The organism is Marinobacterium sp. NO-S09, from assembly GCF_059179545.1.
This window is the reverse complement of record NZ_CP168954.1, coordinates 1,489,535-1,504,957: the sequence shown is the minus strand read 5'-3', so window position 1 is coordinate 1,504,957 and position 15,423 is coordinate 1,489,535. Positions and strand designations below refer to the sequence as shown.

The window sequence follows — 15,423 nt, the reverse complement described above, 5'->3', positions numbered from 1 at the left end:
CATATCAGATGGAGCCGATCTTTGTGACGCTGAAATGAATTTAAAAAATCACACAAAAATCATATAAAGTGCTCATAAAATTAAGAAAAAGCCATAAATATCCGCTAAAACACAACACAAAACTAGTACCAGAAGTGCAGTAACACATGGATGTAAAGCCCATTTTTGACATCAAAACATCCCATTTTCGTATACAAAAACAGCATCCAAAATGGTGCAAAAAACCATAAAACGCACCAAAAAATTCCACCGAAAGCCGTTTGGATATATACTTTCCAGATCAACTATATTGTTAGAACCTGCCAGCACCTTCGCCGGAGTGCCTTGTTGCAATGAGCCAGAAACGTAAAGCCGACATGTACGACCCCTTGAGCGATGACTTCAAACGCCAGGAGTTCCCGTTCTATTGGGTAGCCCAATTGAATGCCCTCTACAGCCAGGAGATGGAGCGGCTGCTGAAAAAGGTCGACATGGATATTCCGCGCTGGCGTATCACCATGATTCTGCTCGAGCATTCGGAGCTGAGTATTTCCGAAATCGCTGATCACGCCGTGGCCAAGCTGCCAACCACCACCAAGATTCTCTATCGCATGCGGGATGATGGGCTGGTGCTGCTCAAAACCTCCCCTGAAGACGGGCGGGTGACGCTGGTGTCCCTGACGGACAAGGGGCTGGAACAGCTGGAAGAAGTACGTGAATCGGTCAGTCTGCTGTTTCGCAAAAGCTTCAAGGGGCTAACCTCGGCCCAGATTCACCGCACCAATGTGCTGCTGGCCAAGCTGTACGACAACCTTTCCCAGGTATCGGACTAACCCCCGGAACGAAAAAGCCCCGGTCAAAACCGGGGCAAAGAGGGGTGATGAAAAAGCGCCGGATCAGCGGCCGGACGCACGCATGTTCTGCACGCTGAACTTGTCCACCGGGCTACGCTCTGGATCGACAATACCCTTGAACTGGCCGGTGGTGCAGTGATCAGCCTGGATGTCGATCATGGTGAAGGAGTCATCGATAGAGACACCGGTGCCCTTGTTCACCGGCAGGTGGTGGTCCGGATGGGACTGGCCGATGGTCCAGCTCTTCCACATGTCCCCCTTACGGTCGTAGGTAATATTGCGCGGAATGATGAAGGTCTGCGCATCCATATAGTGCTGACGCTTGCTGATCGGGTGGTTAGGATCTACCGGCTCGGATTCAACCACATACACCTTACGCAGCTGCCAGGTGATCTCCGGGAAACAGCCGCCCTTGCCGCCAAAGGCAACCACCTGATAGCCATCATCATCCTGATGTGTTTCCGTATCCAGCTCCATGTCGTTGTGGTTATACATCGGCATCAACAGATGCTTGGTACCCTTATAGGTCCACTTCATGTCGGAGATGCGGCCGTTATAGCCTTCGAAGTCTTCGATCATGACATCGGTGCCCAGAAAAGCATCAGTGGTCTGACCGGATGAAAGACGGCGCACCCTGCGCTGGAAGCCCAGGTAGAGGTAGGCGTTATCCACCTTGGTGTCATCCTCGAAGCGGTGGATCAGAAGCTGGGTATTCTTCACATCGAACGGCTCCAGCACCTGCACATAGATGCCACGGAACAGCTCGGACGGGTTCGGCGTAATTGCCGGATAGGGCTCCTGAGACGTACGGTGGGTAAAGTTCAGGAAGTGGAAGTTCATCTTAATGGTCCGTTCCTTGTTACCGGACTCCATATCGCGCATGGTCCAGTAGAACGGCATGATGGCGGCCGAGTCACCCCAGTTGTAGCCATACTTGTAGTTCCAGGCCAGCTTCTCCCCTGCCCTCGGATCATCCATGGATGGTTCCGCCGGGAAAGGGCGACCGGCAATGGTGTCGGAGATTTCACCGTGCTCGGCGCCCAATTCGACATCCGCGGAGTACTTGCGGGTTGCTTCGATATAGCTCGGGTGCAAGGCGAAGTCGGTTGTTTCACCCACCTTGATCTCGGTATCACCGTTCTTCACGAACATGTACATGGCGGGGTCCAGCACATCCTTGAACTGCTCCACATTGCCCTGGTTGATCACCATGCCGGCTTTCAGCCCGGTAAACTCAGGTGTGCCCTTGGCATAAGGAAAGAAGGATTCCTGAATAATCTCTTCTGATACCTCGGCCGCCTGGGCACCGGTCGCCAGCGTGAGCGCAATGGCAGCGGACAACAGTGTTTTCTTCAACATGACAGTTTTCCTTATTATTTCTCTTATTCGAAACGGGATTATCAGAAGCTGTAACGAACGGTGAACTGGAGTTCGTCTTCATCGTTAGCCACGCCGATCGGGCCATTGGTAAAGCGAGCCAGGGGTTCATACTGAGGCGTTGAATCGCCAAAGGCACCGGCCACACCCCAGGGGAAACGCTCGTTGCCGCCGGTCTTGAAGTTCAGACCCAGGTTGAACATCCAGTGGTTATCCGGCGTCCAGGAGATGCTGGGCGCATAGACGGTGGATTCAGCCGCGAAGTCGTGCGCCACAATCAGCTGCGGACTCAAACGGTTGTTCTTGTAGAAGCCCTTGAACAGCACGGTGGCGATCCAGTTGTCTTCGTCGTTAGGCATATCCACTTCATGTTCGAGGATGTGTTCACCGAACAGCTGGGTGGAGAGCAGGAAGGCACTGCGTGTGCCCAGTTCGGGGATGATGATGTTCTTGTCGAAACCGATCACGTAACGCAGCATGTCGGTTTCCTTGTGACCGTTAAGGTCACGCGGCATCTCTTCACCTTCGGTGTAGGCCATCTCCAGACGCCAGACCGCATCCATGTTCATGGAGTAGTAATCGATGGAGCCGCCCAGCAGGTTCACCCGCGGGAATTTGATATCAAACACACCATCCACCGCTGGCACACCGGCACCCGGAGCCAGTTCACGGAAGTGCAGTGAAGGCAGCTGTTGGCGATAGGTCAGCGCGTTCAAAGAGAAAGTCGCATCACCGTAAACCCCTTCCCACTTAACCCCCAGCTGGGTGTTGGCCAGGCTCCAGTCCGGGTCTTCCACATCATGAATAATCGGTACCGGCTGGCTGTAGGGCCCATTGGGAATCAGCTGCAGATTGGCTGACGAGGAGAAGAAGCAGCCCGCATCCAGAATGCGGTAGGACTGACCACAGGTGCCCAGGTTATTGGGACGGAACTTGTCGAAGTTCCACACCAGCGACAGGTTGGAGTCATCAAATACCTTGTTGGGCCCCATGCGCCATTCGGCCGTCAACATCCACTGAGGGATGCGGATATCTTCCAGCTCGTCGTAGATGTTGTGACGTGAGTAATCCACCGGGTTGATCACATCCAGCACGCGGAACAGATCGGTCTTGCCCCACACCACCTGCTGTTTGCCCAGGCGGAAGCTGAGCACATCGCCATTATCAAGCTGCTTGTCGGCGCTCAGGTAAAGCTCGCGGATAAAGTCGAGGCGGTCGTTAAACTCAGGAAAACGGGCATCGTTTTCGTCATGATCCATGTACCCGTCCAGGTTGTTACACAGGGTCGGATCATTATCACAGGGGAAGGACACACCGGGGGTCAGCACTGCTGTGGAGGTGTCCTGGCCATGCCAGTTCTGACCCAGGTAATCATGCCCGGCATCCTTGCCGAACTCGTCATCGTTCAGGTCGTAGACGCCATCATAGGTGCCACGCAGTACACCGTTGAGCTGCAGTGTACGGAAAGTATCGGATTTGAACTTGGTCTCGAACTCCGCCTGCCCGGTGTTACGGAACTTGGAAATTCCTACCCCATCACGGTAGTAGGTGGCGTTCTCGACGTAGCCCGCCCAGGTTGTGTCGGCAGCCGCTGCGGGTAAGGCGATGCCGGTACCCAGTGCAGCAGCAACGCCCAGTGCGAGATGATTGAATGTCGTTGTTATTGTTTTCGACATGGATCTGGCCTCTTATGGTTTAAGCCTTGGTTGTCATGACAAGGGAAGACTCGGCTTCCGGTTCTTTTTCGGGTTCTTTATCAACAGCGCCCAGCCCTGCTGGGTAGCCAGTCGATGCTTCGGCATCGGCGTGAATCACACCGTCCTCATCGGCATAGGCCGCACAGATAAACTTGGGTTTGAACACCAGCACCCAGCTGGGTACCAGCAACATGGCAGCAGCGCCGTTGAGCACAACCATGACGATCAACAGCAGTGCTGCTTCTGCCTGGAAGCGCAGGTCGGACAGCACCACCCACATGACGATGCCGGCGATCAGGGTGATGGCGGTAAAGCTGACCGCCAGGCCGGTAGTGCGAATGGCGCGGCGCACCGACGCATGCAGATCTCCCAGCACCACCATTTCCGAACGGATGCGGTCCATCATGTAGATTGAGTAGTCGATACCGATGCCCACACCTACAGCGATGATCGGCACGGTGTTGGAGTTGATGCCCATACCGCTCAGGCCCATGTAGGCGTAAGTCAACGTGGTGGCGAACAGCATGGCGCCGAACATCATGGTTCCGGCCATAAGGGAGGTGTAGAAGAAGGTGACCATGAAGAAGATCAACAGGAACACCAGCGGCAGCACCCAGAGATTGGTTTCGAACGCCGCTTCGTTCTGTGAGGCGATAACACCGATGGTCCCTCCGGCCAGACGGATGGTTAGCCCTTCCACCTTGCCCTCGTTCTCGGCGATCCACTGTTTTGCGGTATGAATCGCGCGGCGAATGGTTTCGCCCTGATGGTCCTTGTAGTAAAACACCAGGTTGGCCACACGTTCGTCGCTGTCGATGAACTCCTTGAGCGCACCCGGAATCGGGTTGGACATCATGTAGGTGAACATCAGACCACCAGCATAGAGCGGATCATCCGGAATCTGCGCCCAGCGCGGGTCGTTATTGTGCAGCAGACGGTTCACCTGCTTCACCAGATCGGGAATACCCTTGGCACCACCGACACCGGGATCAAGCAGCATGTGACGTTCCAGATCGGCCAGCGCTTTAAGCACTTCCGGTCGTTTGATACCGCCCTTCTCGTCTGTTTCAGCGACGATGTACATCTCCTCGGAGCCCGGGAAGCTGTCATTGATCGCCTTGGAGGACAGGTTGTAATCATGGTCCTGATACAGGATCGGTGATCCCGGCTCAGACTCGCCAATCACCACATGGGAGGAAAAATAGAAACCGCCGCAAAGCAGCAGCGCCGCAATACCCAGCGCCTTCTTCGCTGCTTTCTCACCACTGATCAAATCAGCGCAGACATAGCCCACATTCCGGAACAGGTTGTGTTTGATGGTGGTGTTCTTCGGCTTGGGCAGCACCGACAACAGCAAGGGCACGGCCAACAGCACGGTAATGATGATGCTCAGCGCCCAGATGGAGGCGTAGTGCGCCAGCTTGGTGTTAAGCGGGATGGAACCGATGGCGATCAGCAGCAGACCAATGGCATCGGACACCACCCCCAGACTGCCGGGACGGAACAGGCTCTCGAAGGTCAGCCGTGCCGCCTGGTGATGGTCATCATGGGTATTCAGCTCCAGATAGTAGCGCTCCACCAACTGGATACCGTGGGACATGGCGCGCGCCGAGATCAGGAAGGGGATCACCAGGCTCAACGGGTCCAGGTTGTAGCCGAACATCGAAATGATGCCGATGCCCCAGATCGAGGAGACGATCACGCCCGCCAGCGGAATGAAGATGCCGTAGGCCTTGCGGAAATAGAACACCAGCAGGGACAACATGATCAGCGCGGTGAACAGAAAGATCTCGATGATCTGATCCAGATACTGGTAGGCCCAGCCCACCAGCATCGGCTGGCCGGTCACATGGATTTTCACACCATCAGCAGCTTCCAGTTCACGCATCTGCTGGATATGTTCATAGGTCGCCGCATAATCCAGCTTGCCTTCAATCAGCTGCGCCTTGACCAGCGCCATGTGCAGATCAGGACTGACCAGAGGCCCCAGCACGCGTGGATCTGCGCCTACATCCTTGCGCAGCTGATCCAGCTGAGTGGCGCTAAGGTCAGTATGCTCAGGGTTGTAGTAAGGCTCGGAGTTGACGTTGCCTTCAGGCGTCAGCCACACCTTGCGCGAGTTGCGGTGAGTCACACTGGTGACCAGGTTATGGTCCACCCCAGGTAGAGAGTCCACCGACTGGGTGATGCGGTGAATCCGCGCCAGCGCTTCGTTATCGAAGATGTCGTGTTCGGTGAACTCGACCCCTACGATGATCACATTGGCACCACCGAACGACTCTTTAATATCGTTATGCAGCTCGATGTAGGGATGCGTCTGCGGCAGCAGGTCGGCAAAATCCGAGTACATCTTCACGCCGGGGATCTGGGCCGCAAACCAGATCGTCGCCAGCAGGATCAGGGACAGGATGATTTTGGGATAGTTGAACAGCTTTTGGTCGACGCTGTGCAACCAGTGCGTGGCCTTGTGGGCACTGGCAGATCGTTTATCCATGATAGAACCGTCGTGTTGTTATTATTGGATCGGCAGCGACATCAGCGTGCCGTTGCCTCCGGCAATCAGCAGCTCGCCACTGGCCTGCTCGGCTGCAGAGCGCAGCCAGACCGGCAATGCCGGCACGTCCACTTGCTCCCAGCGCTCGTCACTGCGGGACAGCACCGTGCCGTTCTCGCCAAGCGCAAAAAGCCCGGCCGAGGTATCGGCGATGCCATACAGAGGTGCCGCCACTGGCGTGCGCTCGGACTGCCAGCTCTGCCCCCCGTCGAGGGTCTGCAGAATCATGCCGTCCAGCCCGACAACCCAGCCCTGTTCACGGGAACGGAAATGGGCCGCCTGGGGATAAAAGTCGTTGGGGATATAGTCGAGGGGCTGCCAGTTTTGACCGCCGTCATCCGTGCGCACCACCAGACCAAACTCGCCGGTGGCGAAGGCTGTCTGCTGATCCAGAAACTGGATCGATGTCAGCATGGCGTCTTCGTTGAGACTGGTTTCGCTCCAGTTGGCACCACCATCACGGCTGACCATCAGAGTGGAAAAACTGCCAACAGCCCAGTAGCTGCCATCCGGTGCGCAGGTGGCATCGAGCAGGTTTTCCGGTGTGGGCAGTTCAGACTTGCGCCAGTTCTGCGCGGCGGCATCACTTATCCACAACTGACGTTCAAAACTCAGCGCGATCAGCGAGCCATCCGGGCAGGCATCCACATCAATCAAGTTGGGTGCGCCATCCAGGGCCTGCCGTTTCCATTCTGTGTCATCATCTGGACGAGTCAGAACCAGACCTGCATTGCCCACGGCAACCTGCACTTGATCGGTCACGGCCAGCGCCAGAATCTGATCGGTTCTACGTATGGGGTTTTCCAGTTCCTGCTCGACACCTGACAGGTTCAGCGGGGCTTCGCAGGCACTGAGGAGTAAGGCACATCCGCCCAGAGCCAAAGCCCGAGACAGGCGAAGAGGCATATGAGCGGCATTCGTTCGGGACAGGCACGCGTGCGTGCGGCTGCCGTTGAGGTCTACTGCTTGTGGTTTCATCATTTGTTGTTCTTCTGGATGAATGGGCACGTATATTCGGCTTCATGCAGATAGAGCAACGGTTGTGCCAGAATTGATCTGGCGTGTTTTGCTGACTATTTAAATCTTATTAAACAAACAGTTAGCGTGAAAAACAGAAAATCCAGCGATCGAACGATAGCGATACACCTGCGCAGATCATTAAACCGGATTGATCAAATCATCAAAGTCTTCATGGGTATTTGCGCAAATCATTAAGACCGGTTGTAACAAGCTGATGTCTGGTCTGATGCGGGTGCTGAGAGTGGCCTGGCCCCTTTTTGAGAATGGATGTCATTTGAGCACCTTGAATAGGTTTGGAAGCTTTCTTCTCTGAGTGAGTGTATTTCGCGCGCGGAGCGCGCTCCCACATTAGAGGTGAATGGCATGGAGCCTTGTTAAAACTGTGGGAGCCCTCTCTGAGGGCGAAGATTTTGTTGGCACTCAGGCAATACACACAGCGCACAACCCGCCACGCTGCACGTCTGTAGAAACCTGCAAACCAAGCATCAGTTATTTGCTTATTACATATTAGTCTTTACAGAACATTGATCCATAGCGGAAAAGAATTAGGATTGCCATCCTTCATTGGGCGCGTTCTGTTCCAGACCTCCGCCCGCCGTAGTACCCAAGAGAAAACCTGATGAACAAAGTTGAAAACCTGAGCGGGTTTCTGCTGCTCGTTTTGATTTTAAGTGCCGGCAGCCTGGCACTGGAAGCTGATATTTTTTTCCGTCTATTGATTGGACTTGGCCTGGGATATGCCCTGACCCGTGCCGCGCTGGGTTTTGCCGGCAGCGTGAACCGTGCCTATCGTGCCGGTTCCACCAAGCTGATGCGTGGCTTGATGCTGATGTTTACCGCCACGGCCATCGCGACCACCGCTTTTCTCTACAACCAGAACCCGAAAGATCTGAACCTCTGGGTCAACCCGATCAATGCCGGACTGGTTGTGGGCGGTTTGCTGTTCGGCTTTGGCATGTCCTTCGCCAGCTGCTGTGCATCCGGGGTACTGACCTACTTTTCCAGTAACCTTACCCGCCCGGCGTTGATCCTGACCTGTTTCGGTGCCGGTGTATTCCTGGGCTTTCCACTGCAGGCAACCCAGCCCTGGATCACCGATACACTGGTATCCACCCAGACCTATGCCAATCAGGGCGTATACCTGCCGGACCTGTTTCCGCAGGACCCGATGAAAGGCTATTTCGGCGCGATTGTACTGACAGCCTTTTTTGCCGCTGTGGTCAGCTGGCTGGCCCATCGCTATGAACAGCGCCGCCGTCGCAACGATACCTATATCGGAGTTGCCGCCGAGCAGGCACAGGAACAACAGCCGGCTGCCAACCTGGGACAGCACCCCTTTTTCAGCCGTGAAACCTATGAAGCACTGTTCGTTTCACGCTGGTCCATGACCACCGGCATCGCGGTGATCGTAGTGCTGTTCACCCTGCTGATGGGCGTCACCGGTGCCGGCTGGGGCGCTTCATCCCCGTTCGGTTTCTGGTTCGGCCGCCTGCTAATCGCCTTGGGTGCTGATCCGGCAGCTATTGCCGAATTTACCCACCGCCCGGTTGAGGTGTTCACCATGCCGTTCTTCAGTCACCCGGTGAACGTGCAGAATATCGGCATCATGCTGGGCGCCGTGGTATCACTGCTGCTGGCCGGTCGCTGCTTCAGTGGCATGTCGAAGATGCGCCTGGGCCTGAAGGAAGCGGTACTGCTGATTATTGCCGGTCTGGCCATGGGCCTGGGTACCCGTTTCGCCAATGGCTGTAATGTGGGTGCGCTGTTTACTCCTATCGCCAACTTCTCTCTGTCCGGCTGGATCTTTCTTGTGTTTATGGTTGCTGGTGGTGTCATTGGCAATGTGACAGGTAAGCGTTTGCAGTCCTGAGGTGTGAATAGATGTGGGAGGGGTTTCTGAGAGGGAGGCTTTTCGTCCGCGGAGCGTGCTTATATGGATCCGCCCGGGTTGCAAGCCTTTGACCAGTAGATAGAGATTGCATGCTTATATCCGGCCTGTCATCGGGGCGTATCCACCCCTGGCCATTATGAGATATGCACTTGCTGTCCTGATCTCCCACTCGGCTTCTATGAGCCATGCGCGCTCAAAGGCTTCAGCAAGTCGATCTTATCTGTGGTGTCCTAAGGCTCTGCGCAACTCTGGTGATGAGTACCTGTTACATTACTGAGTATTAATATGGCTGACGCTCATGCCCGGTAACACTCTTCCCGTGTCATGAGCGCCCAGACAATGCGGGCCAGCTTGTTGGCCAGCGCGACGATGATTGTATTGGGATGTTTCCCTTTCATCCCGTGAAGCCATCGGGCCAACCGCGAGTCGTCAGTGTGTATCAAGGCGCGATAGGCCGCACGAGCACCATGCACGAGCTGCTTGCGCACGTGGACGTTTCCCTGCTTGCTAATGCCCAGCAGGCGCTCTTTGCCACCACTGGCATGCTGCCGGGGCACCAGGCCCAAGTAGGCACTGAAGTGCCGCGCTGACTTGAAGTGACCGGCATCGCCCGCGTGACTGTACAGCAGAGTGGCATTCACTGGGCCGATACCTGGAATGCTTTGCAGGCGTGTACAGACTGGGTTGTCTCGTGCGATCTGTTTCAGCTCGCGGTCATAGTGAGCAATGCGCTGTTCACGCTCAAGCCATTGATCTCGCAGATCATGAATCAGTTGGCGGCCTCGGTGGCTCAACTCAGCGTCGGCATCTTCTAAAACGCGTGGAACAGCCTCCAGGATGGCTCGATGTCCTTGGGCAATAACGACCCCCATTTCCAGCAAGATACCCCTCAGCTCATTGCCAATGGCCGTGCGCTCTTTAACCAGCCGTTCACGTACTCGGTGTAGTGCCTGGATGTCGAGCTGGTCGACCGATTTGGGTGCCACTGAAGGCATCGCCGGTCGGGCGGCGGCTTCGGCGATCGCGGCAGCGTCACGCTGATCATTTTTATGCACCTGAACGAAGGGTTTTACGTACCGGGGATGAATAATCTTCACCTGATGCCCGAGCGCACTGATAGCACGTGCCCAGTAATGAGCACCGCCACAGGCTTCAATGGCAACCAGGCTTTTCGGTTGGCGCGCCAAAAAGGGCAGGAGCGCATGCCGTTTCAGTTGTTTTGCAAAGCGGGTATGCCCCTGTTGATCATTGCCTTGAAGTTGGAAAACATGCTTGGCCAGATCAATTCCGATGATGCTAGTCTTATTCATGAGATGGATCCTCTTGCCTGGATGCCGAACCTTGATTGGTCTGCAAACTCAATCATGGCACGGGGTGGGCGGATCCATCTCATTTCCCACATTACATGCAAGGGTTTTAGTCTGGCTTGGAGTTTTGCTGAGGCTGTGGGAGCCCTCTCTGAGGGCGAAGGCTTTTCGCGCGCGGAGCGAGCTCCCACAATATTTCAACCTCACATGATACTTTTGGCTCAGGTAAGTGCGGTCAGGAAGCGCTCATTGAGCTGGCGGTCATGGTAGAAGATCGCCTTGCCCAGTTTATCGGCATCCCAGGTGACCGGTTCATGGTCCGGGTAATGGTAATCACCACCGCAGAACACTTCGGTGCGGTTTCCTGAAGGATCGAAGAAGTAGATGGTCTTGCCATGAGTCAGACCATGGCGGGTCGGGCCGATGTCGATGGAGGTATCGGTCATGGAGATCAGGTCCGCGGCGCGCAGTACGTCTTCCCAGGTTTCCAGGAAGAAGGAGGCGTGGTGAAACTTGCCCGGCTCGGGGTGATCGATGAACGCCACGTCATGCGCTTTCATGCTGGCGGTGAGGAACTGTGCTACACGTTTGCCATCCGGGGTAACCACCTGCTCGGCCAGGTCAAAACCCAGCACATCGCGGAACAGATCCAGTGTTTTGTCCAAATCGACACCATAGAGCAGGCAGTGGTCGAAACGGGTCGCCTTGATGCCCTGCAGGCCACGCGGCCAGGCTTCCGGGTTTCGGTTGCCCACGCCCCATTTGCCGGTTTGCTGCTTGGTGGCATAAAGCTCAAAATCATGGCCACTGGGAGCGGTAAAGCGCAGACGACGACCGCAATCCTTCAGCTCACCTTCGGGGATTACATCCACGGCACAGCCAAAGGCCTTCAGATCTTCGTGCAGGCTATCCAGCACGTTTTCGTCCAGACACTTGAAGCCCATGAAGTCCATACCGGCCTGATCGGCCTCGCGCAGGACCACCGAGAACTTGTCCACCTCAGTCCAGCCCTTCAAATACACACGCCCCTGGTCGTCACGATCAACTTCAATCAGACCCAGCAGCTCGACGTAGTGTTTCAGGGCTTCATCCATATCCAGCACACGAATCTGGACATGGCCGGGACGCATTACACCTTTTTTCATGCTCTTCACCTTTTATTGTTCTAATCGCAGTCAGGCTGATCCTGGGGTTGGCAGTGGGTGCCAATCTCGGGTGGATCAGGCTCAATTACCAGGTCACTGCGGGCAAATACCCGACAGGCCAGTACCGTGCCTTCGTCTTCCTGTTGTGGCGAAATCCAGGCACGGCTCATGCGTTTACTGAAATACTCACCCTGTACAATGCGGATGCGGCATTTACCGCAGCCGCCACCGCGACAACCAACGGAAATCAGCTGCTGCCCGGCTCGCTCCATCGCCACCAGCACACTGAGATCCGAACTGGCCGGAAACCCTTGGGGCTGGTCGTTAACGGCGATGTAATGAACTGTCGGCACCTCCGTATCGGGGTGCGCTTGATTATTGTTATTCATGACGCGACCTCTGTTACGGCCCGAATCACGGGCCTCGGCTCTGTCACGATCATCGGATGTTCCGACACCGCTCGCCAGCGGTTGAGGTGGGAACATGTAATCCCGAAAGCGGGTGTTGCCACCGGGCCTATCCGTTCCCCACCACTCGATCCTGCTTGCTGTTTGAACCTAGATTCGCTTGAACAGTGCAGAGCGGGTCTGCTCTTCGGCGCCGTCGGCAGCGGTCAGGAAGCGTTCCATGTGAATGTCTCGCTCAAACAACCGCCCCTGCATCAGCGCCGTGATGGCCGCATCAATCATCGGTGGCGGCCCGCACAGGTAGGCTTTGTGGCCACTGAAGTGGTTGTCGAAATACTTGATCGCCGCTTCATGCACGAACCCTTTAAAGCCCGTCCAGTTTTCGTCTTCCTGAGGCTCGTTCAGGGCCGGGATGTAGTGGAAGTTGGCATGTTGCTGATCCAGCGCTTCAAACAGCTCGTGGTTGTAGAGCTCGGCCACATTGCGCGCGCCCTGGAACAGGTAGATCTCACGCTTGTCGCCCTCTTCCAGCATATCGAGGATCATCGACTGGGGGCTGGACAGCCCCGAGCCACCGGCAATGAAGATCGCGCCCTGTTCGTCGGACTTGCGTACGAAGAACTGACCGTAGGGACCGGACACATCAAGGGTGTCGCCCACCTGAAGGCTCTCGTGCAACCAGGTGGTACCTGCGCCGTTGGCCACCAACCGCACATGCAGCTCCAGCGCACGGCTATCGGACGGTTTGTTGGCGATGGAGAAGGCACGCGTGCCCTCGACACCGGGAATGCGCAGGTTGACGTACTGCCCGGCCTGGAACTCCATGTCATCATCCAGCGCAAAGGTTATGCCCTTGATGGTCGGCGACAGATCGACGATATCGGTCACGGTCCCGACAAAGTCGCGCACCGGATAACCGGCAAAGTCCGGGTCCACATCGATATCGGCTTCGATCACCAGATCGGATTCCGGCATGGCACAGCACGCCAGTACCTTGCCTTCGTCACGTTCCATATCCATCAGCGCAAAGGGCGAGGCATTGCCCAGGTCCACATCACCTTCGACCACCTGGCATTTGCAGGTGGCACAGGTGCCATGGCCACAGGCAAACGGCAGCCAGACGCCCTGACGCAGGGCCGCATCCAGAATGGTTTGCCCTTCTTCCACCTCAATCACATCACCGGTGGGTTCTACGGTCACTTCGTAACTCATAACGGCTCTCCTCAACTCACCTCAGACGCCGGCGTCCTGGTACCCCTTCAGGTTCGGGGTCTGGAAACGCAACAGGGATTTATGGCCGACGCCCTGGTCTTTCAGGGCGACATCCAGCTGCGGCGTGAACGGCTCTCCGTCCAGCAGCCAGGTGGCCTGATCCCAATCGATACGGTCCCATTCCGGGTGCAGTGAGAACCCTTCCGGCATTACCTCTTCCAGCAGGGTACGAAAGGGCGTTTCCGGCGGCAGCGGGTAGGCAAAGGCGGCACAGAACATCAGATGATGATCCCAGCCCACATAGACGATCTGGTTGCCGTGGAAATTCTCGACACGGTCTTTAATGTCGCCGGTGTAGTCCGGCGTAATGGCTTGTACTGGCATTATTTTTATCCTCAGATCCGGGGCCAACCAGCCGTCAGCCCCTCTCTTGAATTGTTCAGAGTGTCAGGTGAAAACCGCGAGGTTTAAGCAACCCCTTTCCACTTCTTCCAACGCTCTTCGTCCGGCGAACCCTTGATGTCCATGTTGTCCACGCCAACATTCATCTGGTAGTAGTCGCGCAGGATGTCTTCGACACCCGGACCACCACAGTTGCCCTGGAAGATCTGATGCACCGGCAGCCAGGACTGGACGAACTTCTCCGGCTCATCGTCGAAGATGTCCTTACAGCCATCGGAGCAGAAGTGATAGCGGTCGCCCTTGTAGATGGAATCGCGGTAGCTGATCTGGGTCGGGTCATCCATTTCGGTGAACAGCATCGGGATCTGGCAGGTGGTACACAGCTGCGGCAGCGCCTTGGTGTAGAAACGCTCGCCCTTGGCTTCCATCTCCTTGGCCAGTTCCCAGCGCGGACGGTAGTACTTGTCGAAGGTGTCCGGGTACTTCTCGCTCAGCCAGTCCAGTTCTTCATCGGTCGGAATCCAGGTGTGGAAGCCGGCGGCATGGCCGTGGGTGTAGAAAGTCCACCAGGCCTGATGCGACACGTGCTCTTTTTCCTTCTCGATGATGTCGGCGTATTTCGGCATGCGGATGCCGTAACGCGCCAGGTCCTTGAACAGGGCACCGCCAGCCTCCTCGAAGTAGACTTCCCAGGCCTCCTTCCAGCTCATCACCTTGTTGGGCAACATGTAGTCCATCATCATCGAGACGATGGTGAGCAGACGGGTGCCGCGCCAGAACCACTTGTCGATCCATTTCTGCACGATCGGCACGTTATCTTCATGCTGCTCGAGCAGGAACTTGATCACTTCCAGACCCAGGGTCATGTGACGCGCTTCATCGGACTGGGCGGAAAAGCCGAAGGTCACGGTCGCCATGTCACCGTTGTAGGCCGCGCCGGACATGAACGGCACGAACAGCAGGTTGGTCAACACGTATTCGAAGCTGAAGCCGATCGCCACCATGAACTCGAACGGACCCGCCGCACGGGCATCGTTGAAGAAGGACTTGGGCACAGACAGGTACCAGACACGGTCGTGCATGTGCGACCAGTCCTGCAGACCATCGAAGAACTTGTTGTAGTGGCTCATGGCGTGAACCTGCGTCTGCACGTGACGCAGCTCGTCAATCGACTGCATCTGGCAAGCGACACGAGCACCAACTCCGCCAAACTGACGACCTGTGTGGGCAAAGCCCTGGAACGCCTGATATTCAAGCGGCGACACGCCAGTGAGGAAGATCTTCAGTGCATTGACGTAGCGCGGATCGGAGATATTCAACTGGCCATTGTTCTGGGCGAAAGCATCGAAAATCGCATAGAGCTTGCGCTCTTTCTCGGCCTGATATTTCCAATAGGCGTCCATGGTCAGACGGAAAGGATCTTCCCACTTGGACCAGTCGGTGATCTTGATCCCTTCGAACTCTTCGAACGGGAATGCCTTGTTGCGATCCTGATAGGAGAACTCCCAGTCCAGGTCACGGGTCAACAAGCGGTATTTGTCTTTGATGTTGAGTTTCTTGGCTGCCATCGGGTTCACC

At 56.0% G+C, this 15,423-nt stretch carries 12 protein-coding genes; 2 read left to right on the top strand and 10 right to left on the bottom strand.

Annotation, left to right across the window (positions count from 1 at the left end):
• Positions 1 to 332: 332 nt before the first annotated feature.
• A complete protein-coding gene (locus O3C79_RS07100) occupies positions 333 to 812 on the top strand; it encodes a MarR family winged helix-turn-helix transcriptional regulator (protein WP_494385357.1) in 480 nt (159 codons plus the stop codon).
• Positions 813 to 875: 63 nt separating this feature from the next.
• Here the strand turns inward: O3C79_RS07100 and O3C79_RS07095 are convergent, their stop codons facing one another.
• The 4 genes from O3C79_RS07095 to O3C79_RS07080 are packed head-to-tail and all read right to left on the bottom strand — an operon-like array spanning position 876 to position 7,442.
• Positions 876 to 2,192, bottom strand: a complete 1,317-nt coding sequence (locus O3C79_RS07095) for a DUF1329 domain-containing protein (protein WP_010323261.1) — start codon at positions 2,190 to 2,192, stop codon at positions 876 to 878.
• 41 nt (positions 2,193 to 2,233) lie between these two features.
• Positions 2,234 to 3,886: a DUF1302 family protein gene (locus O3C79_RS07090; RefSeq protein WP_494385356.1), complete on the bottom strand. Its 1,653-nt coding sequence runs from the start codon at positions 3,884 to 3,886 to the stop codon at positions 2,234 to 2,236.
• A 19-nt stretch (positions 3,887 to 3,905) separates the two neighbouring features.
• Entirely contained in the window at positions 3,906 to 6,401 is a 2,496-nt protein-coding gene (locus tag O3C79_RS07085) for an efflux RND transporter permease subunit (protein ID WP_494385355.1), read from the bottom strand.
• 21 nt (positions 6,402 to 6,422) lie between these two features.
• Entirely contained in the window at positions 6,423 to 7,442 is a 1,020-nt protein-coding gene (locus O3C79_RS07080; RefSeq protein ID WP_494385354.1) for a WD40/YVTN/BNR-like repeat-containing protein, read from the bottom strand.
• A 658-nt stretch (positions 7,443 to 8,100) separates the two neighbouring features.
• On the opposite strand from O3C79_RS07080, the gene O3C79_RS07075 reads away from it, so the two are divergent.
• Complete coding sequence (locus O3C79_RS07075) at positions 8,101 to 9,351, top strand: YeeE/YedE family protein (RefSeq protein ID WP_494385353.1); 1,251 nt, start codon at positions 8,101 to 8,103, stop codon at positions 9,349 to 9,351.
• A gap of 317 nt (positions 9,352 to 9,668) precedes the next feature.
• Here O3C79_RS07075 and O3C79_RS07070 read toward each other — a convergent pair whose 3' ends face one another.
• The 6 genes from O3C79_RS07070 to O3C79_RS07045 all read right to left on the bottom strand — a co-directional run bounded on the left by O3C79_RS07070 (position 9,669) and on the right by O3C79_RS07045 (position 15,413).
• Positions 9,669 to 10,682, bottom strand: coding sequence for an IS110 family RNA-guided transposase (locus O3C79_RS07070; RefSeq protein WP_494384249.1), 1,014 nt, complete (start codon positions 10,680 to 10,682; stop codon positions 9,669 to 9,671).
• A gap of 218 nt (positions 10,683 to 10,900) precedes the next feature.
• Positions 10,901 to 11,824, bottom strand: a complete 924-nt coding sequence (locus O3C79_RS07065) for a catechol 2,3-dioxygenase (protein ID WP_494385352.1) — start codon at positions 11,822 to 11,824, stop codon at positions 10,901 to 10,903.
• Between the two features lie 20 nt (positions 11,825 to 11,844).
• Positions 11,845 to 12,213, bottom strand: coding sequence for a 2Fe-2S iron-sulfur cluster-binding protein (locus O3C79_RS07060; RefSeq protein WP_494385351.1), 369 nt, complete (start codon positions 12,211 to 12,213; stop codon positions 11,845 to 11,847).
• Positions 12,214 to 12,381: 168 nt separating this feature from the next.
• Positions 12,382 to 13,443: an NADH:ubiquinone reductase (Na(+)-transporting) subunit F gene (locus O3C79_RS07055; RefSeq protein ID WP_494385350.1), complete on the bottom strand. Its 1,062-nt coding sequence runs from the start codon at positions 13,441 to 13,443 to the stop codon at positions 12,382 to 12,384.
• A gap of 21 nt (positions 13,444 to 13,464) precedes the next feature.
• The gene (locus O3C79_RS07050; protein WP_494385349.1) at positions 13,465 to 13,827 is read right to left on the bottom strand and encodes a phenol hydroxylase subunit P4; all 363 of its coding nucleotides are present in this window, start codon (positions 13,825 to 13,827) and stop codon (positions 13,465 to 13,467) included.
• 83 nt (positions 13,828 to 13,910) lie between these two features.
• Entirely contained in the window at positions 13,911 to 15,413 is a 1,503-nt protein-coding gene (locus O3C79_RS07045) for an aromatic/alkene/methane monooxygenase hydroxylase/oxygenase subunit alpha (RefSeq protein WP_494385348.1), read from the bottom strand.
• Between the last annotated feature and the right edge of the window lie 10 nt (positions 15,414 to 15,423).

What these genes read in the sequence shown, in the direction of transcription:
- O3C79_RS07080 (WP_494385354.1), bottom strand. Translation starts at nt 7,442, where the DNA reads ATGATGAAACCACAAGCAGTAGACCTCAACGGCAGCCGCACGCACGCG.
- O3C79_RS07050 (WP_494385349.1), bottom strand. Translation starts at nt 13,827, where the DNA reads ATGCCAGTACAAGCCATTACGCCGGACTACACCGGCGACATTAAAGAC.
- O3C79_RS07070 (WP_494384249.1), bottom strand. Translation starts at nt 10,682, where the DNA reads ATGAATAAGACTAGCATCATCGGAATTGATCTGGCCAAGCATGTTTTC.
- O3C79_RS07085 (WP_494385355.1), bottom strand. Translation starts at nt 6,401, where the DNA reads ATGGATAAACGATCTGCCAGTGCCCACAAGGCCACGCACTGGTTGCAC.
- O3C79_RS07075 (WP_494385353.1), top strand. Translation starts at nt 8,101, where the DNA reads ATGAACAAAGTTGAAAACCTGAGCGGGTTTCTGCTGCTCGTTTTGATT.
- O3C79_RS07055 (WP_494385350.1), bottom strand. Translation starts at nt 13,443, where the DNA reads ATGAGTTACGAAGTGACCGTAGAACCCACCGGTGATGTGATTGAGGTG.
- O3C79_RS07065 (WP_494385352.1), bottom strand. Translation starts at nt 11,824, where the DNA reads ATGAAAAAAGGTGTAATGCGTCCCGGCCATGTCCAGATTCGTGTGCTG.
- O3C79_RS07100 (WP_494385357.1), top strand. Translation starts at nt 333, where the DNA reads ATGAGCCAGAAACGTAAAGCCGACATGTACGACCCCTTGAGCGATGAC.
- O3C79_RS07090 (WP_494385356.1), bottom strand. Translation starts at nt 3,886, where the DNA reads ATGTCGAAAACAATAACAACGACATTCAATCATCTCGCACTGGGCGTT.
- O3C79_RS07060 (WP_494385351.1), bottom strand. Translation starts at nt 12,213, where the DNA reads ATGAATAACAATAATCAAGCGCACCCCGATACGGAGGTGCCGACAGTT.
- O3C79_RS07045 (WP_494385348.1), bottom strand. Translation starts at nt 15,413, where the DNA reads ATGGCAGCCAAGAAACTCAACATCAAAGACAAATACCGCTTGTTGACC.
- O3C79_RS07095 (WP_010323261.1), bottom strand. Translation starts at nt 2,192, where the DNA reads ATGTTGAAGAAAACACTGTTGTCCGCTGCCATTGCGCTCACGCTGGCG.